Origin of the sequence: Paraburkholderia oxyphila NBRC 105797, from assembly GCF_000685075.1 — a bacterium.
Classification (GTDB): domain Bacteria; phylum Pseudomonadota; class Gammaproteobacteria; order Burkholderiales; family Burkholderiaceae; genus Paraburkholderia; species Paraburkholderia oxyphila.
Genome location: NZ_BAYD01000022.1, coordinates 64441 through 89919, shown reverse-complemented (window position 1 = coordinate 89919; position 25479 = coordinate 64441). Strand labels below are relative to the sequence as shown.

The following is a 25479-nucleotide window of genomic DNA, read 5'->3' as shown; positions in this document are numbered from 1 at the left end:
GGCGAGCAGCCATGCCACATCACGCGTTGCGCCAGGCCGCGTACCGGCAGCGCGCGGGCTCGCGAGCCGCGCGCGCCTGTCCTGCACGGGCTTATTGCTTGCGCCCGGCGGCGCGATAGCCGATGTCGTGGCGATACTGCATGCCGTCGAACGAGATGCGGTTCACGGTCTCGTACGCGACGTTCTGCGCGCTGCGCACGGAATCGGCGAGGCCGACCACGCACAGCACACGGCCGCCCGCGGTCACGAGCTTGCCGTCGACGATCTGCGTGCCCGCGTGGAAGGTGACCGAAGCGTCGGTCTCGGCGGGGATGTCGCTGATGCGGTCGCCCTTGCGCGGCGTCTCCGGGTAGTTGTACGCGGCCATCACCACGCCCAGCGCCGTGCGGCGGTCCCAGTCCAGCTCGACCTGGTCGAGCGTGCCCGCAATGGCGTGCTCCACGACCTTCGAAAAGTCGCTCTTCAGGCGCGCCATGATCGGCTGCGTTTCCGGGTCGCCCATGCGGCAGTTGAACTCGAGCGTCTTCGGGTTGCCCTGCGCGTCGATCATCAGGCCGGCGTAGAGGAAGCCCGTGTAGCGGATGCCTTCCTTCTCCATGCCCGCCACGGTCGGCAGGATGATTTCGCGCATCACGCGCGCATGCAGCTGCGGCGTGACGATGGGCGCGGGCGAGTAGGCGCCCATGCCACCCGTGTTCGGGCCCTGGTCGCCGTCCTGCAGGCGCTTGTGGTCCTGGCTCGAGGCGAGCGCGAGCACGTGCTTGCCGTCCACCATGACGATGAAGCTCGCTTCCTCGCCCGCGAGGAATTCCTCGATCACCACGCGCGCGCCGGCGTCGCCGAGCTTGTTGTCGGCGAGCATCATGTCGATGGCCTGATGCGCTTCTTCCAGCGACATCGCCACGACCACGCCCTTGCCCGCGGCGAGGCCGTCGGCCTTGATCACGATGGGCGCGCCGTTTTTGTCGACGTAGGCGTGCGCGGCCGCGGCGTCCGAGAAGGTCTCGTAGGCGGCCGTGGGGATGTTATGGCGCTTCATGAACGCCTTCGCGAAGTCCTTCGAGCTCTCGAGCTGCGCGGCTTCCTTCGTCGGGCCGAACACCTTCAGGCCGCGCTGGCGGAATACGTTGACGATGCCGGCCGCGAGCGGGGCTTCCGGCCCGACCACGGTGAGGGCGATCTGCTCGCGCTCGGCGAAATCGGCGAGCTCATGGATGTCCGTGATGTCGACGTTGGCGAGCCGCTCGTCCTGCGCGGTGCCGCCGTTGCCCGGTGCGACGTAGACGACCTGGACGCGCGGCGCCTGCGCAAGCTTCCACGCCAGCGCATGTTCGCGGCCGCCAGACCCGACGACGAGTAACTTCATGTAAATCCCCGAAAGACCAGAACCAGAAACAGTTGCGGCCGGCGCACCCATGCGCCGGCCGTGAAATCGTAAGGGCGGCGAACCGGGGGCGGCCATCCGCCAGGTGGCTAACCCGGGTCTCGCCCGCGTTCGCCCGCGCCGATGCCGCTTATTCCTCGTCGATCGACGCGTTGGTGTACACCTCCTGGACGTCGTCCAGGTTTTCGAGCGCGTCGAGCAGCTTCTGCATCTTCACCGCGTCGTCGCCCGTGAATTCGACTTCCGTTTGCGGCTTCATCGTGACTTCGGCCATTTCCGCCTTGAAGCCCGCGCCTTCGAGCGCGTCCTTGACCTTCTGGAAGTCGTTGGGCGGGCAGATCACTTCGATGCTGCCGTCGTCGTTCGTGACAACGTCGTCGGCGCCCGCTTCGAGCGCGGCGTCCATCAGCTTGTCTTCGGCCGTGCCCGGCGCGAACAGGAACTGGCCGACGTGATCGAACATGAACGACACCGAGCCGTCGGTGCCCATGTTGCCGCCGAACTTCGAGAACGCGTGGCGCACTTCCGCGACGGTGCGGGTGCGGTTGTCGGTCATGGTGTCGACGATGATGGCCGCGCCGCCGATGCCGTAGCCTTCGTAGCGGATTTCCTCGTAGTTCGCGCCGTCCACGCCGCCCACGCCGCGCTGGATCGCGCGGTTGATGTTGTCCTTGGGCATGTTGGCGTCATAGGCCTTGTCCACGGCCAGACGCAGGCGCGGGTTCGAGTCGACCTCGCCGCCGCCCATGCGCGCCGCAACCTGGATTTCCTTGATGAGCCGTGTCCAGACCTTGCCGCGCTTGGCGTCAGCCGCCGCCTTCTTGTGCTTGATGTTGGCCCATTTCGAATGACCCGCCATACCTTTCTCCGTCGCACGCTTTTCGCGTGCATGGTGCAGTTGTCGTTGCTGCAGTTTTCAATACGTTTGTCAGGGCGCGGCATGTCGCGCTCGTACGTGCGCGGCCAGTGGCTTCATGCCGGTGTGCCCATGAGTAGCTATCCGCCCGAGTCTTCCTGACTGGCTCCGCCCGACTGGGTCTCCCCGACTGGGTCTCCCCGACCGGGTCTCCCCGACCGGGTCTCCCCGACCGGGTCTCCCCGACCGGGTCTCCCCGACCGGGTCTCCCCGACCGGGTCTCCCCGACTGGGTTTGTCCGCTCGATTCTGGTCGCTCGGGGCCGGTGTCTGGCGCCACTGGCGCTCGTGGCCGGGCTTGCAGGGTGGCGCACGGCGCTGCAGTTTCGCCTGGCGCGCGCGCCGGATGCACGGCGCAGCCTGCGCAGGCTGCGCAGGCTGGCAAATGCCGGCGGGGCCGGCCAGGATCGCTCCCGAGCCGCCCGGTGCCGCGTCAGGCGCTATGCGGCACGCTTCGTGACGTCCCCGGAGCTCCTTAGTGCCCCTTTCGTGACCATCAGGCGGACCTGAATTTTATCACGCCGGGCTCGCCCGGCCTCACCCGTCGGTGTGATTGAGCGGGGATTTCGCGGCTACCGCACGGGCGCGCACGGGCAAAGTTCGGAGGAAAGCGAAGGGCGAGGAAAGGCGTGAGGGGCGGCTGGTAGCGCCGCCCCCCGGCGGCATCAGTTCTTGGTGCCGAACAGGCGGTCGCCGGCGTCGCCCAGACCCGGGACGATGTAGGCGTGCTCGTTCAGGTGCGAGTCGAGCGAGGCCACGTAGAGGCGCACGTCCGGATGCGCCTGCTGGAACACCTCCACGCCTTCGGGCGCGGCCACCAGCGCGAGGAAGCGGATGCGCTCGCCGGGCACGCCGCGGCGCTTGAGCACGTCGATCGCGTGCGCCGCCGAGTAGCCGGTCGCGACCATCGGGTCGCACAGGATGAAGGTGCGGTCCTCGAGGTCGGGCAGGCGCACGAGGTACTCGACGGGGCGGTGGTCGTCGGCGCGATAGACGCCGATATGGCCCACGCGCGCCGACGGGATCAGCTCGAGCAGGCCGTCGGACATGCCCACGCCCGCGCGCAGCACGGGCACGATCGCGAGCTTCTTGCCGGCGATCACGGGCGCGTCGATCTCGACGAGCGGCGTCTGCACGCGGCGCGTCGTGACGGGCAGTTCGCGCGTGATTTCGTAGCCCATCAGGAGCGTGATCTCGCGCAGCAGCTCGCGGAACGTGCGCGTGGACGTGTCCCGGTCGCGCATATGGCTGAGCTTGTGCTGGATCAGCGGGTGATCGAGGATGAAAAGATTCGGAAAGCGGCTGTCCTGTTTCATGGCGGGGCGCACGAGGCTGCAAGGGGAAATCGGGGTGTCGGTCGTGCCGCAGCCGGACGGCTGGGTCCGGTGTGGCTCGCGGGAGCGCTGGGCCGCGCTACAGGCGCAAGTATACGAGAACCGGGCGGGAATTGAGCGGGACTCGGACCGGACGGGGGCGAACTGCGGCGGCGCACGCGTTCCTGCCGCACTGCCGCGTTTTGCGACCCACGATCCGCGGCGTCCCACGCGCACGGCCCGATTCTTCTAGAATCGCAAAAATCGGACGGGCAAGCAGGCGAAATCGGGCAAAGCCGCACAGCGCTCGCCGCCGTTGCTCCGCCGTCACCGAATCGTCACGCCAACCACGAGGACCTCAAAACGATGGATATGGGCATCGCAGGACGCAGCGCACTGGTGTGCGCGGCTAGCAAGGGATTGGGGCGCGGCTGCGCCGAGGCGCTCGCGGCCGAGGGCGTGAACGTGACGATCGTCGCGCGCACGGCGCAAACGCTCGAGGAGACCGCCGCGCAGATTCGCGCCAAAACCGGCGTCGAGGTCAAGGCCGTGGCCTGCGACATCACCACGGAGACGGGCCGCGCCGCGGCGCTCGCCGCCTGCCCGTCGCCGGACATTCTCGTGAACAACGCGGGCGGCCCGCCGCCGGGCGACTTCCGCACCTACACGCACGAAGCCTGGCTCGCCGCGCTCGAGGCGAACATGCTCACGCCGATCGCGCTGATCCAGGCCACCATCGACGCCATGAGCCAGCGCGGCTTCGGGCGCATCGTCAACATCACGAGTTCCTCGGTGAAGGCGCCCATCGACGTGCTCGGCTTGTCCAACGGCGCGCGCTCGGGCCTCACGGGCTTCATCGCGGGCATCGCGCGCCAGGTCGCGAACACGGGCGTGACGATCAACAATCTGCTGCCGGGCGCCTTCGACACCGACCGCATCCAGGCCACCATCGTCGCGCAGTCCAAGGCGAGCCACCTTTCGCTCGACGAAGTGCGCGCGCGCCGCATGAAGTCGATTCCGGCGGGGCGCTTTGGCACGTCCGAGGAATTCGGCAGCGCCTGCGCGTTTTTGTGCAGCACGCATGCGGGCTATATCACGGGACAAAACTGGCTGATCGACGGCGGCGCCTATCCGGGCACGTTCTGATCGGGTACGTTCTCACGCGCGCATGGCAGCGCAATGCATGAGCGCGCCGCCATGCGCATGAACGACACACTCAACCTCACCGAAAGAAGGAAGATGGCCATGCCCACCCGCGTCGCGCTCATCGCGCACGACCACAAGAAGGACGATATCGTCAGGCTGAGCGGCGAATACGTCGACACGCTGCGCCGTTGCGAGCTGCTAGCGACCGGCACGACCGGCGGCCGCATTGCCGCGGCGCACGGCCTGAACGTCGAGCGCATGCTCTCGGGCCCGCATGGTGGCGACCTGCAGATCGGCGCGCAGCTCGCCGAAGGCAATGTCGACGTGGTGATCTTCTTGCGCGACCCCATGACCCCGCAGCCGCACGAACCCGACATCAATGCGCTCGTGCGCGCCTGCGACGTGCACGATGTGCCGTGCGCAACCAACATCTCGACGGCACGCATGATCCTCGACGTGCTCACGCTGCGCATGAAAGACGAGATCTGAGCGCATTACGGCTCCACTCACAGGACTCACAGGACACAGGAGGCAAGGATGACCAAGGCAATCCGTTACGACAAGACCGGCGGCCCCGAAGTGATGAAGTGGGTGGACGTCACGGTGGGCGAGCCGGGCGAGGGCGAGATCCGCGTGAAGCAGAGCGCATGCGGGCTCAATTACATCGACGTGTACTTTCGCACCGGGCTCTATCCGCAGCCGCTGCCCGCGGGGCTCGGCATGGAGGCCGCGGGCGAAGTCGTGGCGGTGGGCAAGGGCGTGACGCTCGTGAAGCCGGGCGACCGCGTGGCCTACGTCGCGCGTCCGCCGGGCGCGTATGCGCAGGAGCGCGTGCTGCGCGCGGACCAGGTGATCCGCCTGCCCGACGCGATCAGCGACGAGCAGGCCGCCTCGGTCATGCTCCAGGGGCTGACCGCGCAATATCTGCTGCGCCGCACGTATCGCGTGAAGGCCGGCGACACGATCCTGATCCAGGCGGCCGCGGGCGGTGTCGGCCTCATCGTGTGCCAATGGGCCAGGGCGCTCGGCGCGACCGTGATCGGCACGGTGGGCTCGGACGAGAAGGCCGAAGTCGCGAAGGCGCACGGCTGCGACTACCCGATCGTCTATACGCGCGAGGACTTCACCGCGCGCGTGCGCGAGATCACGAACGGCGCGGGCGTGCCCGTGGTGTACGACTCAATCGGCAAGGACACGTATACGAAGTCGCTCGACTGCCTCGCGCCGCTTGGCATGTTCGTGAGCTTCGGCAATGCGTCGGGGCCGCTGCCGCCCATCGACTCGTCGGAGTTCGCGGGGCGCGGCTCGCTCTTTTTCACGCGCCCGACGCTCTTTACGTATATGGCGAAGCGCGCGGACTATGAAGCGATGGCCGCCGAGCTGTTCGAGGTGATCGCCTCGGGCAAGGTCAAGACCTCGATCAACCAGCGCTATGCGCTGCAGGACGTGGGCCAGGCGCACGCCGATCTCGAAGCGCGCCGTACGACGGGCTCGACCATTCTGCTGCCCTAACTGCGCGGCGTCGACACTGAAATCGCTTCGCTCGAAAGAGGCGCGCATGCCAGCCATGCGCGCCTTTTTTATTGTGTTTGTTTGCCGTTTATCTTCCGCCGACGCCCTTCCAGCCCGCAAAGCCGCGATGGGCAAGTCTTTCCGGTTGCAGGCCCGCTTCGCATGCCGCCGCGTTTACGCGATTTTTATACGCGTGCCAAGACCTTTGATCCGGATTTAACGCGATAACCAGTACCTTACCGCCATCCGTCATCCGCGAATGGAGAACACGACAATGGATGTGCTGTATATCGGGGGGCTGGCGGTCTTCGCCGCGCTCACTTACGCGTTGATCGCCGGCTGCGAGAAGCTCATGCAGTACCGCCGCGCCGATCAGAACGCGACGGGAGCGCGCTCATGACCTGGATTTTCTGGCTATCGGGGGCGGCGACGCTGTTGCTGTTCGTCTATCTCGTCCATGCGCTGCTGCGCGCGGAGGAGATCGAATGAACGCCAACAATCTGCTCCAGACGGGGATCTTCATCGTCGTCCTGCTGGCGCTCGCGGTCCCCGTCGCGGGCTATATCACGCGTGTGCTGGACGGGCGCTCGCGCGTCGTGCGTCTGTTCGCGCCGCTCGAAAATCTGCTGTACCGCATCGCCGGGGTCGACCCGAGCGCCGAGATGAACTGGAAGCGCTATGCGCTCGCCACCATCTCGTTCAACGTGCTGGGCGCGGGCTTCCTTTACGTGCTGCTGCGCGTGCAGGGATGGTTGCCCGGCAACCCGCAGCAGTTCAGCGCGATGACGGTGGACGGCGCGTTCAACACGGCCGTGAGCTTCGTCACCAACACGAACTGGCAGGACTACACGCCTGAGCAGACCGTGAGCTACCTCACGCAGATGCTCGGCTTCACCGTGCAGAACTTCCTCTCGGCGGCCACCGGCATCGTCGTGGTGATCGCGCTGATTCGCGGCTTCGCGCGTCACTCGGTGCAGACCATCGGCAACTTCTGGGTCGATCTCACGCGCACGACGCTCTACGTGCTCGTGCCGATGGCGGCCGTGATCGCGGCGCTGCTGATGAGCCAGGGCATGATCCAGAACTTCAAGTCCTACCAGGACGTGCCGACGCTGCAGACCACGACCTACGCGGCGCCCAAGCTCGACGCGCAGGGCAATCCGGTCAAGGACGCGAAGGGCAACCCCGTCACCGTCGACACCAAAGTGACGACGCAGACGCTCGCCATGGGCCCGGTCGCCTCGCAGGAAGCGATCAAGATGCTCGGCACCAACGGCGGCGGGTTCTTCAACGCGAACTCGGCGCATCCGTATGAGAACCCCACGCCGTTCTCGAACTTCGTCGAAATGTTGGCGATCCTGATCATTCCGGCGGCGTTGTGTCTCGTGTTCGGCAATGTCGTGGGCGACCGCAGGCAGGGCGTGGCGGTGCTCGCGGTGATGACGATCGCGTTCGCCGTCGCCGTGGGCGTCGAGCTCTCGGCGGAGCAGGCCGGCAATCCGATGCTCGCGAGTCTGAACGTCGATCAGCACGCGAGCGCGCTGCAGGCCGGCGGCAACATGGAAGGCAAGGAAACGCGCTTCGGCATCGCGCAGACGGGCATCTTCGTCGTGGCCACCACGGCGGCCTCGTGCGGCGCGGTGAACGCGATGCACGACTCGCTCACGCCGATCGGCGGCCTCGTGCCGATGCTCTTCATCCAGCTCGGCGAAGTGATCTTCGGCGGGGTGGGCTCGGGCCTCTACGGCATGCTGGTGTTCGCGCTGCTCGCGGTGTTCGTGGCGGGCCTCATGATCGGGCGCACGCCCGAGTATGTGGGCAAGAAGATCGAATCGTTCGAAATGAAGATGGTGTCGATCGTCGTCCTGCTCACGCCGATGCTCGTGCTGCTCGGTACCTCGATCGCCGTGCTCGCCGACGCGGGCAAGGCCGGCATCGCCAACCCGGGCGCGCATGGCTTCTCGGAGATTCTCTACGCGTTCAGCTCTGCCGCGAACAACAACGGCAGTGCGTTCGCGGGCCTTTCGGTCAACACGCCGTTCTACAACTGGATGCTCGCCATCGCGATGTGGTTCGGCCGCTTCGGCACCATCGTGCCGGTGCTGGCCATCGCCGGCTCGCTCGCGAGCAAGAAGCGCATCGCCGTGACGGGCGGCACGCTGCCCACGCACGGGCCGCTGTTCGTCGTGCTGCTGCTCGGCACCGTGCTGCTGGTGGGCGCGCTCACCTATGTGCCGGCGCTCGCGCTCGGCCCGGGTGTGGAGCATCTGATCATGATGGGCGTGCATTGAACGGGGACTTCATCAAATGACACAACATAGTGCTACACGGTCCATGTTCGATCCGGCGCTGCTGCGCCCGGCCATCGTGGACTCGTTCAGGAAACTCAAGCCGCGCACGCAGTTGCGCAACCCGGTGATGTTCTGCGTCTACGTGGGCTCCGTGCTCACGACGATCCTCTGGATCGCGGCGCTGATGGGCCAGGCCGAGGCGCCCGCGGGCTTCATTCTCGCGATCGCGCTGTGGCTGTGGTTCACGGTGCTGTTCGCGAACTTCGCCGAGGCGCTCGCCGAAGGACGCTCGAAGGCGCAGGCCGCATCGCTGCGCCAGGCCAAGCGCGACGTGATGGCGAAGAAGCTCAACGAGCCGCATCCGAAGGCGCCCATTCGCATCATGACCGCGACCGATCTGCGTCGCGGCGACGTGGTGCTGGTGGAAACCGGCGACACGATTCCCGCCGACGGCGAGGTGATCGACGGCGTGGCCTCGGTGGACGAATCGGCCATTACGGGCGAATCGGCGCCGGTGATCCGCGAATCGGGCGGCGACTTCTCGTCGGTGACGGGCGGCACGCGCGTGCTGTCCGACTGGATCGTCGTGCGTGTGACGGCCAATCCGGGCGAAGCCTTCCTCGACCGCATGATCGCGATGGTCGAAGGTGCCAAGCGCCAGAAGACGCCCAACGAGATCGCGCTCACGATCCTGCTGGTCGCGCTGACCATCGTGCTGCTGATGGCGACCGCGACGCTCTTGCCGTTCTCGATGTTCTCGGTCGAAGCCGCCAAGATGGGGCACGTGGTCACGATCACGGCGCTCGTCGCGTTGCTCGTGTGCCTGATTCCGACCACCATCGGCGGGCTGCTTTCGGCGATCGGCGTGGCGGGCATGAGCCGCATGATGCAGGCCAACGTGATCGCCACCTCGGGCCGCGCCGTGGAAGCGGCCGGCGACGTGGACGTGCTGCTGCTCGACAAGACCGGCACGATCACGCTCGGTAACCGCCAGGCCTCGGCTTTCGTGCCGGCGCCGGGCGTGAACGAGGAAGCGCTCGCGGACGCCGCGCAGCTCGCCTCGCTCGCCGACGAAACGCCGGAAGGCCGCAGCATCGTCGTGCTCGCGAAGCAGCGCTTCAACATTCGCCAGCGCGACATGGGCGCGCTGCACGCGGTGTTCCTCGCCTTCAGCGCGCAGACGCGCATGAGCGGGGTGGACCTCGCGCCCGAGGGGACCGCCCCCGGCACGCATGGCCGCGAGATCCGCAAGGGCGCCGCCGATGCGGTCAAGCAGTATGTGGAAACGCACGGCGGCCGCTTCCCCAGCGAAGTGGACACGGCCGTGGACGACATCGCGCGCCGTGGCAGCACGCCGCTCGTGGTGGCCGAGATGCACGACAAGGTCGCGCGCGTGCTCGGCGTGATCGAGCTGAAGGACGTGGTGAAGGGCGGCATCAAGGAGCGTTTCGCCGAGCTGCGCAAGATGGGCATCAAGACCGTGATGGTGACGGGCGACAACCGCCTGACCGCCGCCGCGATCGCGGCCGAAGCGGGCGTGGACGACTTCCTCGCGCAAGCGACGCCGGAGACCAAGCTCGCGACGATCCGCGAGCACCAGGCCCAGGGCAAGCTCGTGGCGATGACCGGCGACGGCACCAACGACGCCCCGGCGCTCGCGCAGGCCGACGTGGCCGTGGCCATGAACACGGGCACCCAGGCCGCGAAGGAAGCGGGCAACATGGTCGACCTCGACTCGAACCCGACCAAGCTCATCGAGATCGTGGAGATCGGCAAGCAGATGCTCATGACGCGCGGCTCGCTCACGACGTTCTCGATCGCCAACGACGTAGCCAAGTACTTCGCGATCATTCCGGCCGCGTTCGCCACGACGTATCCGCAGTTGCGCGTGCTCGACGTCATGCATCTGAGCTCGCCGTCGTCGGCGATCCTCTCGGCGGTGATCTTCAACGCGCTGATCATCGTGATGCTGATTCCGCTCGCGCTCAAGGGCGTGAAGTACCGGCCGCTCGGCGCGGCGACGCTGCTGCGCCGCAATCTGCTGGTCTACGGCCTCGGGGGGATCCTCCTGCCGTTCCCGTGCATCAAGCTGATCGACATGGTGCTGACCGCGTTCGGCTGGGCTTGATCCACACGCGTCGCCAGATCAATAGGAAACCAAAATGAAAGCGCAGTTTCGACCTCTCATCGTGATCTTCGCCGTGCTCGCGGCGATCACGGGTCTCGTGTATCCGGCCGTGATGACCGCGTTCGGCCAGGCGGTGTTCCATCGCCAGGTGAACGGCAGCCTCGTCGAGGTGAACGGCAAGGTGGTGGGCAGCGCGCTGATCGGCCAGCAGTTCGACGCGCCCCAGTACTTCTGGGGCCGTCTCTCGGCCACCTCGCCCAATCCGTACAACGCGACGAACTCGGGCGGCTCGAACCTCGGCCCGACCAACCCGGCGCTCGCCGACGAAATCAACGGCCGCATCGCGGCGCTCAAGGCCGCGGGCACCGACGTTTCGCAGCCGATTCCCGCCGACCTCGTGACCTCGTCGGCCAGCGGCCTCGACCCCGAGATCTCGCCGGCCGCCGCCGCCTACCAGGTGGCGCGCGTGGCCAAGGCGCGCAACATGGCGCCCAGCGACGTGCAGAAGCTCGTGGACCGCTATACCCAGGGCCGCCAGTTCGGCGTGTTCGGCGAGCCGCGCGTGAACGTGCTCGAGCTGAACCTCGCGCTCGACGGCAAGGAGGCGACCTGAGCGTTGACTGAAGACTGAAGGTAACCGGGCACCGCATGCCGCTTGGGCCGCATGCGGTGCCCGTGTTTGCTTGTGTCTGCTTGTGTTTGCTCGCTGTTTGCTTATTCCGCGCCACGGTGAGACGATCCCCGTAGCGTTCCTGGTGCCTGACCCCGGTGTGTCCGGCACGCGCCATTCCCTATGAAATCCGCATGAACCGCCCCGATCCCGACGAACTCCTCGACCGGCTACAGCGCGACGAAGAACGGCGCCGCCGCGGCAAGCTGAAGATTTTCTTCGGCGCGTCGGCGGGCGTCGGCAAGACCTATGCGATGCTGCAGGCCGCGCGCCGCCGCGCCGAAGAAAGCGTGGACGTGGTGGTCGGCATCGTCGAGACGCATGGGCGCAGCGAGACCGCCGCGCTCACGAGCGGTCTCGAAGTGCTGCCGCGCCAGCGCATTGCCTACCGCGGGCGCACGCTCGAGGAGTTCGACCTCGACGCCGCGCTCGAGCGCAAGCCGCAGCTCGTGCTCGTCGACGAACTGGCCCACTCGAACGTGCAGGGCGCGCGCCATATGAAGCGCTGGCAGGACGTCTACGAGCTGCTCGACGCGGGCATCGACGTCTACACGACCGTCAACGTCCAGCACCTCGAAAGCCTGAACGACGTGGTGGGGCAGATCACCGGCATCCGCGTCTGGGAGACGGTGCCCGACCGCGTGTTCGACAGCGCCGACGAGGTCACGCTCGTCGACCTGCCCGCCGAGGAGCTGCTCGACCGGATGCGCGACGGCAAGGTCTATCTGCCCGCGCAGGCCGAGCGCGCGGTGCGCAACTTCTTTCGCAAGGGCAACCTGATCGCGCTGCGCGAGCTGGCGCTGCGCCGCACGGCCGACCGCGTCGACGCGCAGATGCACGAGTACCGCGCCGACCGCTCGATCCAGCACGTGTGGCAGGCGCGCGAGCGGCTGCTCGCGTGCGTGGGGCCGGGCCCCGAAGCGACTGCGCTCGTGCGCGCGGCGGCGCGGCTCGCGGCGAGCCTCAAGGCCGACTGGATCGCCGTCTATGTGGAGACGCCCAAGCTCCAGCGCCTGCCGGACGAAGTTCGCCAGCGCACGCTCGGCGCGCTCAAGCTGGCGTCCGAGCTGGGCGCGGAAACGGCCACGCTCGCGGGCGAGGACGCCGCCGTCACGCTCGCGGGCTATGCGCGGCTGCGCAACGTGTCGAAGCTCGTCGCGGGCGCCTCCACGCGCAGCAGCGCGTCGCGCTGGGTGCGCTGGTGGCGCCGGCCGTTCGGCGAGCGCCTCGCGGAAAAGGCTGAGGACGTCGATTTGACCTTGGTGCGCGCGAGCGCCACCGATAACGACCGGCTCGCCGGCGGCGTCCCGCGCGAGGCATCGGCCGCCGCGCGCGCCGCCAACGCCTGGCGCGCCGCCATCGCGGATAGCGCCGCGCACCGCTCGCCGCCGCGCGCCTATGCGGCGGCGCTCGTGATTTGCGCATGCATTACAGTGCTCGCGAGCACGCTGCTCGACCACATTGCGCTCGCCAATCTCGTGATGCTGTATCTGCTCGGCGTGATCTTTACGGCAACGAAGCTCGGGCGCGGCCCGGGCGTGCTGCTCTCGTTCGCGAGCGTGGCTGCCTACGACTTTTTCTTCGTGCCGCCGCGGATGTCGTTCTCGGTGAGCGACACGCAATACCTGCTGACCTTCGGGGTCATGCTGCTGACCTCGCTCGTGATCAGCCATCTCACCTCGAGCCTGCGCCGCGAGGCGAGCGTCGCGCAGCGCCGCGAGCAGCGCACGGGCGCGATGTACGCGATGGCGCGCGAGCTGGCCGCCGCGCTCGCGACCGAGCAGATCGTGGCGATCGGCAGCCGCCACGTGAACGAGGTGTTCAACGCGCGCGTGGCCATGCTCTTGCCCGACAGCGCGGACAAGGTCCAGCAGAAGATCGAGGACCCCGACCCGAAGGTCATGCTCGAGCCCGGCAGCCTCGACATCGACGTGGGTCAGTGGGTCTATGACCAGCAAAAGCCGGCGGGCCGCGGCACCGACACGCTGCCCGCGGCGGCGGCGCTCTACCTGCCGCTCAAGGCGCCGATGCGCACGCGCGGCGTGCTGGCCGTGGTCACGCGCGACGCGCGCGAGCTGCTGGTGCCCGAGCAGCAGCGCATGCTCGACGCGTTCGCCGCGCAGATCGCGCTCGCGCTCGAACGCGTGCACTACGTGGAAATCGCCCGCGACGCGCTCGTCAACATGGAGTCCGAACGGCTGCGCAACTCGCTGCTCTCGGCCATTTCGCACGACCTGCGCACGCCGCTCACGGCCATCGTCGGCTTTTCGTCGATGCTCGCGCAGACGCACGAGCCCGGCACACCGGCCGACGTGCAGAATGCCCGCGCGGGCGAGCTCATCGAGGCGATCCACGACGAGGCGCTGCGCATGACCGGCATCGTCACGAATCTGCTCGACATGGCGCGCCTGCAAGCGGGCAGCCTCAAGCTCAACCGGCAATGGACGCTGCTCGAGGAAACCGTGGGCGCGGCGCTGGCCGCGTGCCGCCGCGTGCTGGCGCGCCATCCGGTACAAGTGAAGCTCGAAGAGGGCTTGCCCTTGCTGCAACTCGACGCCGTGCTCATGGAGCGGCTCTTCTCGAACCTGCTGGAAAACGCCGCGAAATACACGCCGCCCGATACGCCGCTCACGATCGGCGCGCGCCGCATCGAGGAGAACGGCCAGCCGTTCGTGCGCGTGAGCATCGACGACAATGGCCCGGGCCTGCCGCATGGCATGGGCGAGCGCGTGTTCGAGAAGTTCACGCGCGGCGAGAAGGAGTCGGCGAAGCCTGGCATTGGCCTCGGGCTCGCGATCTGCCGCGCGATCGTGGAGGCGCACGGCGGTACAATCGGCGCGACCAACCGCGTGGCCGCCGATGGCCACATCGAAGGCGCGTCGTTCTGGTTCGCGCTGCCGGTGGAGGCACCGCCGCCGCTGCCGGCCGATGCGGCCGAGTTCGACGAAGCCGCCCAGACGGGGGATGGCGCGCACGAAACTCACGAAGCGCACGAGGTGCACGAAGCGCACGCCGTGGAACCCCAACCCGCTGTGGAACCCCAACCCGCTGTGGAACCCCAACCCGCCAAGCCCGCCCATGAGTGATCCGAGCCTCGCCGTTGTCCTGATCGAAGACGAAAAGCAGATCCGCCGCTTCGTGCGCGCGTCGCTGGAGGGGGAGGGCATTGCCGTCTACGACGCCGAGACCGGCAAGCAGGGTCTGGTCGAGGCGGCCACGCGCAAGCCCGATCTCGTGATCGTCGATCTGGGCCTGCCCGACACGGACGGCCTCGACGTGATCCGCGAGCTGCGTGGCTGGAGCGACCTGCCCGTGATCGTGCTCTCGGCGCGCACTCAGGAGAGCGAAAAAGTCGCCGCGCTCGACGCCGGCGCCGACGACTACCTCACGAAGCCGTTCGGCGTGTCCGAGCTGCTCGCGCGCATCCGTGCGCATCTGCGCCGCCGCAACCGGGGCGGCGCGAACGAGGCGCCGCAGGTGAGCTTCGGCGAGGTGATCGTCGACCTGGGCCTGCGCCAGGTGACGCGCGGCGGCGCACCCGTGCACCTCACGCCGATCGAGTACCGTTTGCTCGCGACGCTGGTACGCGACGCGGGCCGTGTGCTGACACACCGGCAACTGCTGCGCGAGGTCTGGGGGCCTTCGCATGTGGAGAGCAGCCACTATCTGCGCATCTATATGGCGCATTTGCGGCAGAAATTGGAGCGCGATCCCGCGCAACCCGAGCACATCGTGACCGAAACGGGCGTGGGGTATCGGCTGGTGGGGGTGCAATAGCGGTGCCGTGGCGGGCGGCTACAGGCCGCTCGTGATAGACTTACAGAAGCGTAAGGACGACCTTGCGTCTCATCTTCAAATGGGGACGGCCCCACTTTTCAAGGGGAGCGTTCTCATGGCCTGGTTTTATCTCCTGATCGCCGGTGTGCTCGAAGTCGCCTGGGCGACCGGTCTCAAGTCTTCCGAAGGTTTCACGCGGCCCGGCTGGTCGGTCTTCACGCTCGTGACGGCGCTCGGCAGCTTCTGGCTGCTCGCGCTCGCCATGCGCCAGTTGCCGCTCGGCACGGCGTACGCGGTGTGGACCGGCATCGGCGCGGTGGGCGCGTTCATCCTCGGCATCGTCGTGATGGGCGAGGCTGCTAGCGTCGCGCGCGTGGCCAGCGCCGCGCTGATCGTGCTCGGACTCATTGGGCTCAAGCTCTCGTCGGGGGCCTGAAGCCTTTTTGCCCGTGTGCCCGTTTTCCCGCGCCGCCCACACCACGTGTGGCGCGCTCGCGCAACACGGCTGCGGTGCCGCAGGGAGCGTGGCTATAATGGAACGGTCATCACCCCCAACCCCGATAACACTCCGCGCCCGATAACGCCTGGCGCCGCGCATGTCTTTGCGTCGCGCCATGCCTGATTCGTGGGGAAGCGCGCCGCGCGCGCCTCGCGCGAGGAGGCAGTCATGCTGGAACCCCTTTCGCTTGCCGCAGGCCTGTCCTGGGGCAGCGGTCTGCGCCTCTACCTCACGGTCCTGATGGCCGGTGTGCTGCAACGTCTGGGCCTCATCCATCTGCCTGACACGCTTGCAATCCTGGCTTCCCCCTGGGTGATCAGCGTCGCCGCCGCGCTCACGGTGCTCGAATTCCTCGCCGATAAAGTCCCCGCGTTCGATTCGCTCTGGGACGCCGTGCATACCTTCATCCGTATTCCCGCCGGCGCGGTGCTGGCGGCCGGCGCGCTCGGTCATGCCGATCCGGCGCTGCTCACCGTCGCGGCGCTCGCCGGCGGCACGCTCGCCGGCACCGCGCATCTGGCCAAGGCCGGCACACGCGCGCTCATCAATCTCTCGCCCGAGCCGGTGTCGAACGTCGTCACCTCCGGCGCGGAAGACGGCATGACCTTCGTCGGCGTGCTGCTCGCGCTCTTCGCGCCGCTGCTGTTTCTGGTGCTGCTCGTGGCCTTCCTGCTGGTGGCCGCGTGGGCGCTGCCGCGCCTGTGGCGCGGCGTGCAGGGCGGTTTTCGGGGCATGGCGACCCATATGGTGTCGCGTTTCTCGCTGCGGAGCCGTCACGATTGAGCGGCACCGGGCCTTCCTCGTCTCCATCGAACGCTGCGGCAGGCGGCCATCCCGGCCGCTCAACGGCCTCACCGCCCCGCTCGGGCGGTGAGGCGCCGCGTGGCGGCGCAGGCGCGATTCCACCTGCCGTCGCACGCTCCACCCTCGGCTGGTCCGATCTCGTGCGCCTTGCCGCGCGCATGAGTGCGCGCGACTGGCGCGCGGGTGAGCTGACCATGCTGTTGCTGGCGCTCGTGCTGGCCGTGGCGGCGCTCTCGAGCGTGGGATTTCTTGCCGATCGGCTCCAGCGCGGGCTCGAGCGCGACGCACGCGGCATGATCGCCGCCGACTTCATCGTGCGCGCCGATCATCCCGTCGATCCGTCGTTCGCGCGCGAGGCGCAGTCGCTCGCCTTGCATGCCGCGACCACCGCGATCTTTCCGAGCATGGTGAGCGCCGAAGCAGCGCCGGGTGTCCCGGACGGCCAGACGCCCACGCGCCTCGCCGCGGTCAAGTCGGTCTCGCCCGGCTATCCGCTGCGCGGCGCGTTGCGCATCGCCGCCGCGCCCGGTGCCCCCGATCACGTGGCGCAGGGCATTCCGCCGCCCGGCACCGTCTGGGTCGATCAGCAACTGCTCGACGCGCTCAAGGTGCACGTGGGCAGCCAGGTGAGGGTCGGGACGCGCGCCTTCACAGTCGGCGCGCTGATCACGCGTGAGCTCGACCGCGGCTTTTCGTTCGTGAACTTCTCGCCGCGCCTGATGCTCAACGCTGCGGATCTTCCCTCCACAGGCCTCACGGGCTACGGCAGCCGCGTGACGTACCGGCTGCTGGTGGCCGGCGCCGATCCGGCCGTCGCGCAGTTCGCCGCGTGGGCCCACGCGCGCGTCGACGGCGGCAAGATGCGCGGCGTCGGCCTCGAATCGCTGCAGGACGGCCAGCCGCAGGTGCGCGAGACGCTCGACCGGGCGCGCCACTTCCTCACGCTCGTCTCGCTGCTCACGGCGCTGCTGGCGGCCGTGGCGATCGCGATGGCCGCGCACCGCTATATGCGCCGTCATCTCGATGGCTGCGCCGCGATGCGCTGCCTCGGCGCGAGCCAGCGCACGCTGCGCGCGCTCTTCGTGCTCGAATTCACGGGCCTCGGGCTCGTGGGCGGCGCGATTGGCGTGGCGCTCGGCTATGCGGGCCATCTCGCGCTGCTCGCGTGGCTCGGCAGCATGATCGAAGTCGTGCTGCCGTACCCGGGGCCGCTGCCCGCGCTCGAAGGCCTCGCGGCGGGCCTCGTGCTGCTGCTCGGTTTCGCGTTGCCGCCGCTCTTGCCGCTCACGCGCGTGCCGCCCGTGCGGGTGCTGCGCCGCGAGTGGGGCGACGAGAGCCGCACCGCGTGGGCCGCTTACGCCATCGGCATCGCGCTGTTTGCGGGGCTGCTCGTGATCGCGGCGGGCGAGCTCAAGCTCGGCGGCATCGTCGCGGGTGGTTTTGCGCTGGGCCTCGTCGTGTTCGCGGCCGTGGCGCGGCTCGCGCTCTGGGGCGCCGCGCGCGTGGCACGCAGCCAGCGCAACGGCCTCGAGGCGCGTGCGGGCGTGGGCTGGCGCTACGCGCTCGCGTCGCTCGAACGGCGGCCCGGCGCGAGCGCGCTGCAGATCACCTCGCTCGCGATCGGCCTGATGTGCCTCCTGCTTATCGCGATGACGCGCAACGACCTGATCGAGGGCTGGCGCAAGTCCACGCCGCCCGACGCGCCCAACGAATTCCTCATCGATATCCAGCCCGCCCAGCACGACGCCGTGGCCGCGTGGCTCAAGGCACACGGCATTGCCAGCGCCGATCTCGAGCCGATGGTGCGTGGGCGTCTCGTCACGATCAACGGCAAGCCTGTGGACCCCGCGCACTACAAGAGCGAGGATGCGCGCCGCCTCGTCGATCGCGAGTTCAACCTCTCGTACACGACGCAGCTGCCCGACGACAACCGCATCGCGGCAGGCACGTGGTATGGGGATTCGAGCGCGCCGCAGCTGTCGATCGAGCAGGGGCTCGCGAAGCTGATCGGCGTGAAGCCCGGCGACGTGCTGACCTTCGACGTGACCGGTCTCGAAGTGACGGCACCGGTGACGAGCGTGCGCAAGCTCGACTGGGGCTCGTTCAAGGTGAACTTCTTCGTGCTGATGCCGCCCGCGCTGCTGCGCGACTTCCCGGCCACCTACATCACGAGCTTCCACTTGCCCGAAACGCAGCGCGCCGTGGTGGACGGGCTCGTCGCGCAGTATCCGAACGTGACCGCCATCGACGTCGGACCGATCCTCGCACAGATCCAGCGCATGCTGGAACAGGTGATCGGCGCGGTGCAGTTCCTGTTTCTCTTCACGCTCGCGGCGGGCGTGCTCGTGCTCTATGCGGCGCTCGCGGGCACGCGCGACGAGCGCATGCGCGAGTCGGCGCTGTTGCGCGCGCTGGGGGCATCGCACGCGCAGGTGCGCTCGGTGCAGGTGGCGGAGTTCATCGCCGTGGGCGCGCTCGCGGGGCTCATGGCGGCGGTGGGCGCGCAGATCGTGGGATCGGTGCTCGCCACGCGCGTGTTCAACTTCTATCTCGCGTTCGATCCGTGGCTCGTGCCCGCGGGCATCGCGGCGGGCGTGGCCTGTGCGGGCGTGGGCGGGTGGATCAGCCTGCGGCACGTGCTCGCGCGGCCCGCGCTGCAGTCGTTGCGCGACGCGTGAAGGGCACAGGGCGCAGCGGCGTGCGTCGGGCGCGCGTGATGCGTCGGGCGTGCCATCGGCGCGGATTTCGGCATATGATGCCGGGGCTTTTTCCGCCGATGCCATGAATACCCAATCGACACCAAAGCCGACACCCAGGCGCGCATCAAAGCGCACCACCACGCGCACGACGAAGCCGGACGCGGCTTCCGCCCAGACGGGCCCGTCTGCGCCCGAAGCCGCGCCGCTGCGCTTTCTCGACACTTATCTCGCCGCGCTGCTCGCGCGCGCGAGCAGCCTCATTTCCGACGAATTCCACGCGACGCTCGCGCGCAAGAAGATTCCGGTCCTGCAATGGCGCGTGCTCGCGTGCCTCTCCGACGGTTCCCTGCCGATGGGCGACCTGGGCCGCGTGATCCTCGCGAAGCAGCCCACCGTCAGCAAGCTGATCGACCGCATGGAGGCAGCGGGGCTGGTCGAGCGCCAGGAGGATCCGGCGAGCCGCCGCCGCACGCTCGTCGCGCTCACGCCGCACGGCAGCGCGCTCGCCGCGGAACTCGTGGTGCTCGCACTGGAGCACGAGGCTTCGGTGCTGCTGCCATTCGCGCCCGAGACCGCGAAGATCTTTGTCGACGTTCTGCGGCAGCTGATCGAGCAGCATTCGAAGTAGGGCGCGCGCCTTAGCGCGCGCATGGGATCGTCACATGCGCATCAGAGCGCGAGGCTGCCCGTGCTCGTGCCGCCGCACACGTAAAGCGTCTGCCCCGTGACGAAGCCGTTTTCCGGCGCGGCGAAGAACATCGCGGCGCGCGCGATGTCGTCGGGCTGGCCGAGGCGCCCGACCGGGATGCCGGCGGCGATTTGCGCGACCTTCGGGCTGTCGGCGGGCACGATCTCGTGGAACATGTCGGTCTGGATCGGGCCGGGCGCGATGGCGTTCGCGGTTACGCCGAGCGGCCCGAGCTCGAGCGCCCAGGTGCGTACGAGGCCGAGCATGCCCGCTTTGGTCGCCGAGTAGGCCGTGCGCGTGGCGAGCCCGAGCGCCGCGCGCGACGAAACCAGCACGAGACGGCCGAAGCGCTGTGCGCGCATCGCGGGCAGCATGGCCTGCGCGAGCGCAATGGGCGCGGCGAGATGCAGGTTCGTGAGCGCGAGCAGGTCCTCGTGCGCGACGTCGGGCAGCAGCGCCGGGCGGATCGCACCGGCGTTGTGGATCAGTGTGGTGGGCGCATGGCGCGCGGCGATCTCGGCCGCGGCCTCGCGCGTGGCCGCCGCGTCACAGAGATCGACCTCGACGGTCGACAGGCGCGCGTGGCCCGGCGCGTCGGCGCGCAGGTCGAGCGAGATCACTTCATAGCCGGCTTCGAGCAGATGCTCGACGATCGCCCGGCCGATGCCGGTATTGCCGCCGGTGACGATGGCTGCGCGGTTCATGGCGTTTTCCTTGCCGAGGGTGTTCGTCATGTCAGTCCTGGCGCTTCTTCATGGCGCGCGTGTCGATGCAGCACGGCGTGCCGGGCAGCGTGCGCGCGAGGTCCTTGAGCGCGGCGCGCTGGACCTTCTGCGTGCCGGTCAGCGGCAGCGCATCGACGAACGCGACATAGCCGGGCGCCTTGAAGTAAGCGAGTTGTTCGAGGCAGAGCTGCACGAGCTCGTCGGCGCGCGTGGCGCGTTCGGCCTCGCGCAGCGGCTCGCGTGTAACGATGCAGGCGAGCACTTCGTCGCCGCGCACCGCATCGGGCGTGGCCGCGACGGCCACATCGGCCACGCACGGATGCTTGCGCAGCACGCTCTCGACCTCGACCGCCGAGATGTTCTCGCCACTGCGGCGGATCACGTTTTTCTTGCGGTCGACGAAGTACATCTGGCCGTCGGCGTCCTGCCGGACGATGTCGCCGGTATGGAACCAGCCGCCTTCCCAGGCAGCCGCCGTTGCTTCGGCATCCTTGAGATATTCGCGGAAGAAGCCACGGTGCGGGTTATCGCCGTTTGCGCGCACGAGCAGCTCGCCAGGCTCGCCTGCCCGCACGGGCTGCCCATCGTCGCCGACGATGCGCGCCTGAAGCGCCGCCTCCGGCCTGCCGAAGCACGACATGCCGACGTTGCGCGGCTCGCGGTTGGCGATCACCACGGCGCCCGAGCCGGTTTCGGTCATCGCCCAGGCTTCGAGCAGCGAGATGCCGAAGCGGGTTTCGAACGGCGCATGCAGGGTCTTGTCGACGCCTGCGCCAAAGCCGAAGCGCACCGCGTGCTCGCGGTCGTGCGTGCTTTGCGGCGCGCCCAGCAACATGGCCGGCATCACGCCGAGATAGTGGATCACGGTCGCGCGCGCGTCACGCACACTCTCCCACCAGCTGCGCGGATGAAAGCGGTCGAGCGCGACGATGGCGCCGCCCGCGAGGATCATCGCCATGGTCGAATAGGCCATCGCGTTCATGTGCGTCATCGGCAGCGGCGTGATGAGGCGCTCGACGCCGGGCCGCAAGGTGCACAGGCCGCCGATGCGGTTGTACCAGAGGCCTGCGAGCAGGAAGTACTCGTTGGGCAGCACGCAGGCTTTCGGGCGGCCCGTCGTGCCCGAGGTGTAGAGCAGCGCGCATTCGGTATCGGCGTCTGGCGTGTGCGCGCGTGGTGCGGTGGCGGCGTGCGGGATGGCTGCTTCATCGCCATCGGCATCGCCTGCGCAGATCGCGACGCTGCGTTGTGCGGCCAGCGCGGCCGCGCGCAAATCGGCATGACGTGCCGCGGGCACGATGGCGAGATCGAGCTCGCTATGGCCCGTGATGTATTCGAGCTCGGCCGCGCGCAGCTCGGTGGAGAGCGGCACGACCGAGACACCGAGCGCGTTCAGCGCGAGCCAGTGCAGGAAGAACGCGGGGCGGTTCTCGAGCATCAGGCCCGCGCGATGCCCGGGCCCGAAGCCTGCCGCGCGGTAGCGTGAGGCGAGGGCGTCCACGCGAGCGAGCGCAACGCCGTAGCGCAGCGTTTGCGCATCGATGCCGTAGATCTGCGCGGTCTCCGGCAGGACAACGAGGAAGTCGTGATCGGGATAGCGCGCCGCGCTGGCTGCAAAAGCCGCATACACGGACTGATAGGGCAACGAATCGGGATGGCGTGGTTCGTGGTTCACCGCGTGCCTCACATGAAGAGCTGGACCGACGGCAGCGCCGCGTCGCAATTGAGCAGGTCGATGCGCTTTTCGCGGATGCGCAGCGCGCCGCCTTCCTCGACGAGCTGATGGCGCACGACCCCGGTGAAGACCAGTTGCTCGTCGCCGCGCGCTTCGGCATAGAAGAATGGCGTGCGCACGCGATAGCCATCGGCGCCGGCCGATTCGATCTCAGGGCGCTGCAGCACGTGCTGGCAGCGGCTTTCGGGCTGCTGCGAGTAGGCGCGCGGCTGCTTCAGGCGTTCGATGCGCAGCTTGAGCAGCAGGCGGTCCTCGTACATCAGCGAGGCGTGATTGAGGCCGTCGCGCTGATCGGGCGCGAGCGGGACCCAGTAGAGGCCGTCTTCGGCGAACAGCTCGTACCACGCGTCGAGCTGCTTCTCGTCGATGAGGCGCGCCTCGCGGTAGACGAAGTCGATCAGCGTCTCGCGCAGGGCCGGGTCATGTGTTGCGGTTGTCATCGCTGGGTCCCCTGGAATTATTTCGCGGCGTGAGGCGCCATGTAGCGCGCCCATGCACGGAACTGGTTGCGCATCGAGATCTCGCTCGTGCCATTGACGGTGAAGTCCTGCGCCTCGCTTTCGTCGGCGCGATAGTCGCGGTGCAGGCTCACCCATGCATTGCCGTTTGCGGCGAGCCCTTCCTGGATCGCGCGGTACGCGTGCAGGTCGTCGTGGCCCACCACCGACATCGGCGAATTGATGAGGCGCGAATACGTGAGCGTGCGTTGCAGCAGCACGTCGGGTGCGCCCTTCAGGCGGAAGGTCCACGATTCGATCAGCGTCTTGTCCGGCGCGATCGGGCGCACCACGCGGATCGCCTGGATGGCGCCCTTGATCGTGAGACTCGGGTAGTAGACCGTGTTGTGCCGCGCGGTACCGAGCACCTGTTTCGCCTTCTCTTCGCCCCAGGCGGCGGCGAGCGTTTGCTCGTACTCGGGCAGCGCCGAGTAGCTCGAATGGATCGAGAAGTTCACGCCCGTGTAGCTGTGCCCGTTCTCGAAAACGCGCACGCCCATGCCGTCGAAGAACCCGTAGTCGGACACGAACGGCACGAACTGCTCGATCGCCATCGGCTTCGGCTCTTCGGCGCTTTTGCCGTCCCAGAGCTTTTTCGCCGTGCCCGCCGACGACTCGTGCGCCACCATCGGATGCATCGTGTCGTTGAGGTTTTCGACGAACATCTTCCAGTTGCAGTTGTGCACGTAGCGCAGGCAGCCGCCCGCGATTTCCAGCTCGCCTTCGGGCGAGCGGTCGGCCATGTTGTCGATGGACGAGAGCGAGTCGCCGAAATACTCGCTGAACGACGGGCCTTCATCGGACAGGCGCACGAACACAAAGCCGCGATACGTCTCTACGTTCGCGACGGCGGTGAGGCCTTGTCCCGAGGGGCATTCGCTCATGCGCGTGCCTTCGTAGCCGTTCTTCAGCGGAATCGCGAGCGGCTTGCCGTCGGTCTTGTAGGTCCACGCATGGTAAGGACAGCGGAAGAACTTGCCGGTGTTGCCATGGGGCGCGCTCACGAGCTTCGCGCCCTTGTGCGCGCAGCGGTTCTTCAGCACGCGCACGCTGCCGTCGGCCTGGCGCACCATCACGAGCGGCTCTTTCGCGATATCGACGGTGAGGTAGTCGCCTGCGTTGGGCACCTGGCTCGTGTGGCCGAGATAGACCCAGGTGCGGTGAAAGAGCCGCTCCATTTCGAGGTCGAACACTTCCTGGTCCAGATAGACGTCGCGGTGAACCTGATCGGGTTCGACGAGCGCGGCGAGCGCCGTGGCGTCTTCGCGATAGCGGGGCATGGTGGGCTCCTTGGCTGGGGCTGGGTGCGTTGTGTTGCGGGGCGCGCGTGCTAGTGCGTCGCGCTTATGGGTCGCGCTTATGGGTCGCGTTTATGCGTCGCGCCTATGCGTCGATTACGAGGCGCGCCGCGCGGGCGCGCGACACGCAGATATGCATGACCTTCCCCGAGCGCTTCTCGGCCTCGCTCAGGCAATAGTCGCGGTGCTCGACTTCCCCTTCGATCACGCCCACCTGGCACACGCCGCATTCGCCGCGCTTGCAGTCGTAGAGCGGATCGAGACCGGCGTCGAGCATTGCGTCGAGGATCGTCTGCGCGGGGGCCACGTTGAGCGTCATGCCGGTCTGGCGCAGCTCGACTTCGAACGCGGCGTCGCCGGCCTGGGGCGCCGCGGCCGCGAACAGCTCGGAGCGGATGCGCTCGCGCGGCCAGCCGCGTTGCGTGGCGAGCGCGATGACCGCGTCGATCAGGCCCTGCGGGCCGCACACATAGAGCGGCTGGCCTGGCGTGAGCGTGGCGAAGAGGCGCGCGAGGTCGAAGCGGTTCACCTCGCCGGGTTCGTCGTCGCCGTAGAGATGGAGATGCTCGCCGGCGAGCGCGCGCAGTGCGTCGACGAAAGCGAGTTGCGAGATCGAGCGCCCGGTGTAGTGCAAGCCGTAGCGGCACCCGCGCGCAGCGAGCACGGCGGCCATCGAGGCAATCGGCGTGATGCCGATGCCGCCTGCGATCAGCACGGCGTCGGCGTCCGCGTGGTCGTGCTCGAGCGCGAACGCGTTCACGGGCGGCGCGATGCGCAGCGTGTGCCCCACGCGCACGTGGGTGTGCATCCACAGCGATCCGCCTGCGCCCGCGTCTTCGCGGCGCACGGCGATCAGGTAGTGGTCGGGCGCGCGCTCGCACGCGGTGCAGGCGTCGGACGCGAGATTGACGAGCGAATAAGCGCGCCACGCATCGCTGCCTTCGCCCACCTGCACGCGGATATGCGCGCCCGCGGCAAAGCCGGGCAGCGCGCGGCCGTCGGGCGCGCGCAGGCGGAACGAGGTGATGTGCGAGCTGAGCGGCTCCACGGACTCGACGATGACGTCGAAGGCATCGGTGACGGGCGCGGCACTCATTTCGAGGCTCCTCGTGCGATGGCGCAGCGGCGGGCAATCCGGGGTGTCATGAAAGCGGTCATGCGGCGTCTCCTGAGCGGTCCACGAAGCCGTGGCGGCCGCCGTGTGCGGCTCGCGTGGCGAGGTGGCGCTACGTGTTTCGATCGGCGGGACTGGCGCGTCGCGAAGGCGATCTGCGCGTAAACCCTTTAGATTCGAAAATATGAAAATTCATGTGTTTTATTGGATAATGAAAAAAACCGGCTGTCAAGGCGGGCGCTCCCGAGGCGAAGCAGCGCGACGCGTCGGACAACGTGGAGACG

At 68.1% G+C, this 25479-nt stretch carries 22 protein-coding genes; 14 read left to right on the top strand and 8 right to left on the bottom strand.

Going from position 1 to position 25479, the window contains the following annotated elements:
* Positions 1 to 91: 91 nt before the first annotated feature.
* From purD to upp, 3 genes are all read right to left on the bottom strand, one after another.
* Positions 92 to 1366: a phosphoribosylamine--glycine ligase gene (gene purD / locus BO1_RS16895; RefSeq protein WP_028218568.1), complete on the bottom strand. Its 1275-nt coding sequence runs from the start codon at positions 1364 to 1366 to the stop codon at positions 92 to 94.
* 148 nt (positions 1367 to 1514) lie between these two features.
* Positions 1515 to 2243: a YebC/PmpR family DNA-binding transcriptional regulator gene (locus BO1_RS16890; RefSeq protein ID WP_028218567.1), complete on the bottom strand. Its 729-nt coding sequence runs from the start codon at positions 2241 to 2243 to the stop codon at positions 1515 to 1517.
* Positions 2244 to 2964: 721 nt separating this feature from the next.
* A complete protein-coding gene (gene upp / locus BO1_RS16885; RefSeq protein ID WP_028218566.1) occupies positions 2965 to 3615 on the bottom strand; it encodes a uracil phosphoribosyltransferase in 651 nt (216 codons plus the stop codon).
* Between the two features lie 363 nt (positions 3616 to 3978).
* On the opposite strand from upp, the gene BO1_RS16875 reads away from it, so the two are divergent.
* The 14 genes from BO1_RS16875 to BO1_RS16810 all read left to right on the top strand — a co-directional run bounded on the left by BO1_RS16875 (position 3979) and on the right by BO1_RS16810 (position 19766).
* Positions 3979 to 4758 carry an SDR family oxidoreductase gene (locus BO1_RS16875; RefSeq protein ID WP_028218564.1) on the top strand — a complete coding sequence of 260 codons (780 nt, stop codon included), beginning with the start codon at positions 3979 to 3981 and terminating at the stop codon, positions 4756 to 4758.
* 99 nt (positions 4759 to 4857) lie between these two features.
* Positions 4858 to 5247: a methylglyoxal synthase gene (locus BO1_RS16870; RefSeq protein WP_028218563.1), complete on the top strand. Its 390-nt coding sequence runs from the start codon at positions 4858 to 4860 to the stop codon at positions 5245 to 5247.
* A 48-nt stretch (positions 5248 to 5295) separates the two neighbouring features.
* The gene (locus BO1_RS16865) at positions 5296 to 6270 is read left to right on the top strand and encodes a quinone oxidoreductase family protein (RefSeq protein WP_028218562.1); all 975 of its coding nucleotides are present in this window, start codon (positions 5296 to 5298) and stop codon (positions 6268 to 6270) included.
* 274 nt (positions 6271 to 6544) lie between these two features.
* Positions 6545 to 6670, top strand: a complete 126-nt coding sequence (locus tag BO1_RS16860; RefSeq protein WP_028218561.1) for a hypothetical protein — start codon at positions 6545 to 6547, stop codon at positions 6668 to 6670.
* On the top strand, positions 6667 to 6759 hold the full coding sequence (gene kdpF / locus BO1_RS56925; protein WP_028218560.1) for a K(+)-transporting ATPase subunit F: 93 nt from the start codon (positions 6667 to 6669) through the stop codon (positions 6757 to 6759). Before BO1_RS16860 ends, kdpF begins: the two co-directional genes overlap by 4 nt.
* Positions 6756 to 8561, top strand: coding sequence for a potassium-transporting ATPase subunit KdpA (kdpA, locus tag BO1_RS16850; RefSeq protein ID WP_028218559.1), 1806 nt, complete (start codon positions 6756 to 6758; stop codon positions 8559 to 8561). Before kdpF ends, kdpA begins: the two co-directional genes overlap by 4 nt.
* Before the next feature lie 16 nt (positions 8562 to 8577).
* Positions 8578 to 10689 (top strand): potassium-transporting ATPase subunit KdpB, encoded by a 2112-nt coding sequence (gene kdpB / locus BO1_RS16845; protein WP_028218558.1) that lies wholly within the window; start codon positions 8578 to 8580, stop codon positions 10687 to 10689.
* Positions 10690 to 10723: 34 nt separating this feature from the next.
* On the top strand, positions 10724 to 11302 hold the full coding sequence (gene kdpC / locus BO1_RS16840) for a potassium-transporting ATPase subunit KdpC (protein ID WP_028218557.1): 579 nt from the start codon (positions 10724 to 10726) through the stop codon (positions 11300 to 11302).
* 191 nt (positions 11303 to 11493) lie between these two features.
* The gene (locus tag BO1_RS16835; protein ID WP_028218556.1) at positions 11494 to 14445 is read left to right on the top strand and encodes a sensor histidine kinase; all 2952 of its coding nucleotides are present in this window, start codon (positions 11494 to 11496) and stop codon (positions 14443 to 14445) included.
* Positions 14438 to 15136, top strand: a complete 699-nt coding sequence (gene kdpE / locus BO1_RS16830) for a two-component system response regulator KdpE (protein WP_028218555.1) — start codon at positions 14438 to 14440, stop codon at positions 15134 to 15136. Before BO1_RS16835 ends, kdpE begins: the two co-directional genes overlap by 8 nt.
* Positions 15137 to 15251: 115 nt before the next feature.
* Positions 15252 to 15572, top strand: coding sequence for a quaternary ammonium compound efflux SMR transporter SugE (sugE, locus tag BO1_RS16825; protein ID WP_028218554.1), 321 nt, complete (start codon positions 15252 to 15254; stop codon positions 15570 to 15572).
* A gap of 231 nt (positions 15573 to 15803) precedes the next feature.
* Positions 15804 to 16418, top strand: coding sequence for a DUF4126 domain-containing protein (locus BO1_RS16820; protein WP_028218553.1), 615 nt, complete (start codon positions 15804 to 15806; stop codon positions 16416 to 16418).
* A gap of 179 nt (positions 16419 to 16597) precedes the next feature.
* A complete protein-coding gene (locus BO1_RS16815) occupies positions 16598 to 19117 on the top strand; it encodes an ABC transporter permease (protein WP_028218552.1) in 2520 nt (839 codons plus the stop codon).
* Positions 19118 to 19220: 103 nt separating this feature from the next.
* A complete protein-coding gene (locus BO1_RS16810) occupies positions 19221 to 19766 on the top strand; it encodes a MarR family winged helix-turn-helix transcriptional regulator (protein ID WP_052409488.1) in 546 nt (181 codons plus the stop codon).
* Between the two features lie 41 nt (positions 19767 to 19807).
* On the opposite strand, the gene BO1_RS16805 is transcribed toward BO1_RS16810, so the two are convergent.
* From BO1_RS16805 to BO1_RS16785, 5 genes are all read right to left on the bottom strand, one after another.
* On the bottom strand, positions 19808 to 20560 hold the full coding sequence (locus BO1_RS16805) for an SDR family NAD(P)-dependent oxidoreductase (protein WP_245643813.1): 753 nt from the start codon (positions 20558 to 20560) through the stop codon (positions 19808 to 19810).
* 1 nt (position 20561) lies between these two features.
* Positions 20562 to 22196, bottom strand: coding sequence for an AMP-binding protein (locus BO1_RS16800; RefSeq protein WP_028218549.1), 1635 nt, complete (start codon positions 22194 to 22196; stop codon positions 20562 to 20564).
* 38 nt (positions 22197 to 22234) lie between these two features.
* Positions 22235 to 22726 carry an aromatic-ring-hydroxylating dioxygenase subunit beta gene (locus BO1_RS16795; RefSeq protein ID WP_028218548.1) on the bottom strand — a complete coding sequence of 164 codons (492 nt, stop codon included), beginning with the start codon at positions 22724 to 22726 and terminating at the stop codon, positions 22235 to 22237.
* A 17-nt stretch (positions 22727 to 22743) separates the two neighbouring features.
* A complete protein-coding gene (locus tag BO1_RS16790) occupies positions 22744 to 24063 on the bottom strand; it encodes an aromatic ring-hydroxylating dioxygenase subunit alpha (protein WP_028218547.1) in 1320 nt (439 codons plus the stop codon).
* A gap of 103 nt (positions 24064 to 24166) precedes the next feature.
* Entirely contained in the window at positions 24167 to 25177 is a 1011-nt protein-coding gene (locus BO1_RS16785) for a PDR/VanB family oxidoreductase (protein ID WP_028218546.1), read from the bottom strand.
* Positions 25178 to 25479 lie beyond the last annotated feature (302 nt).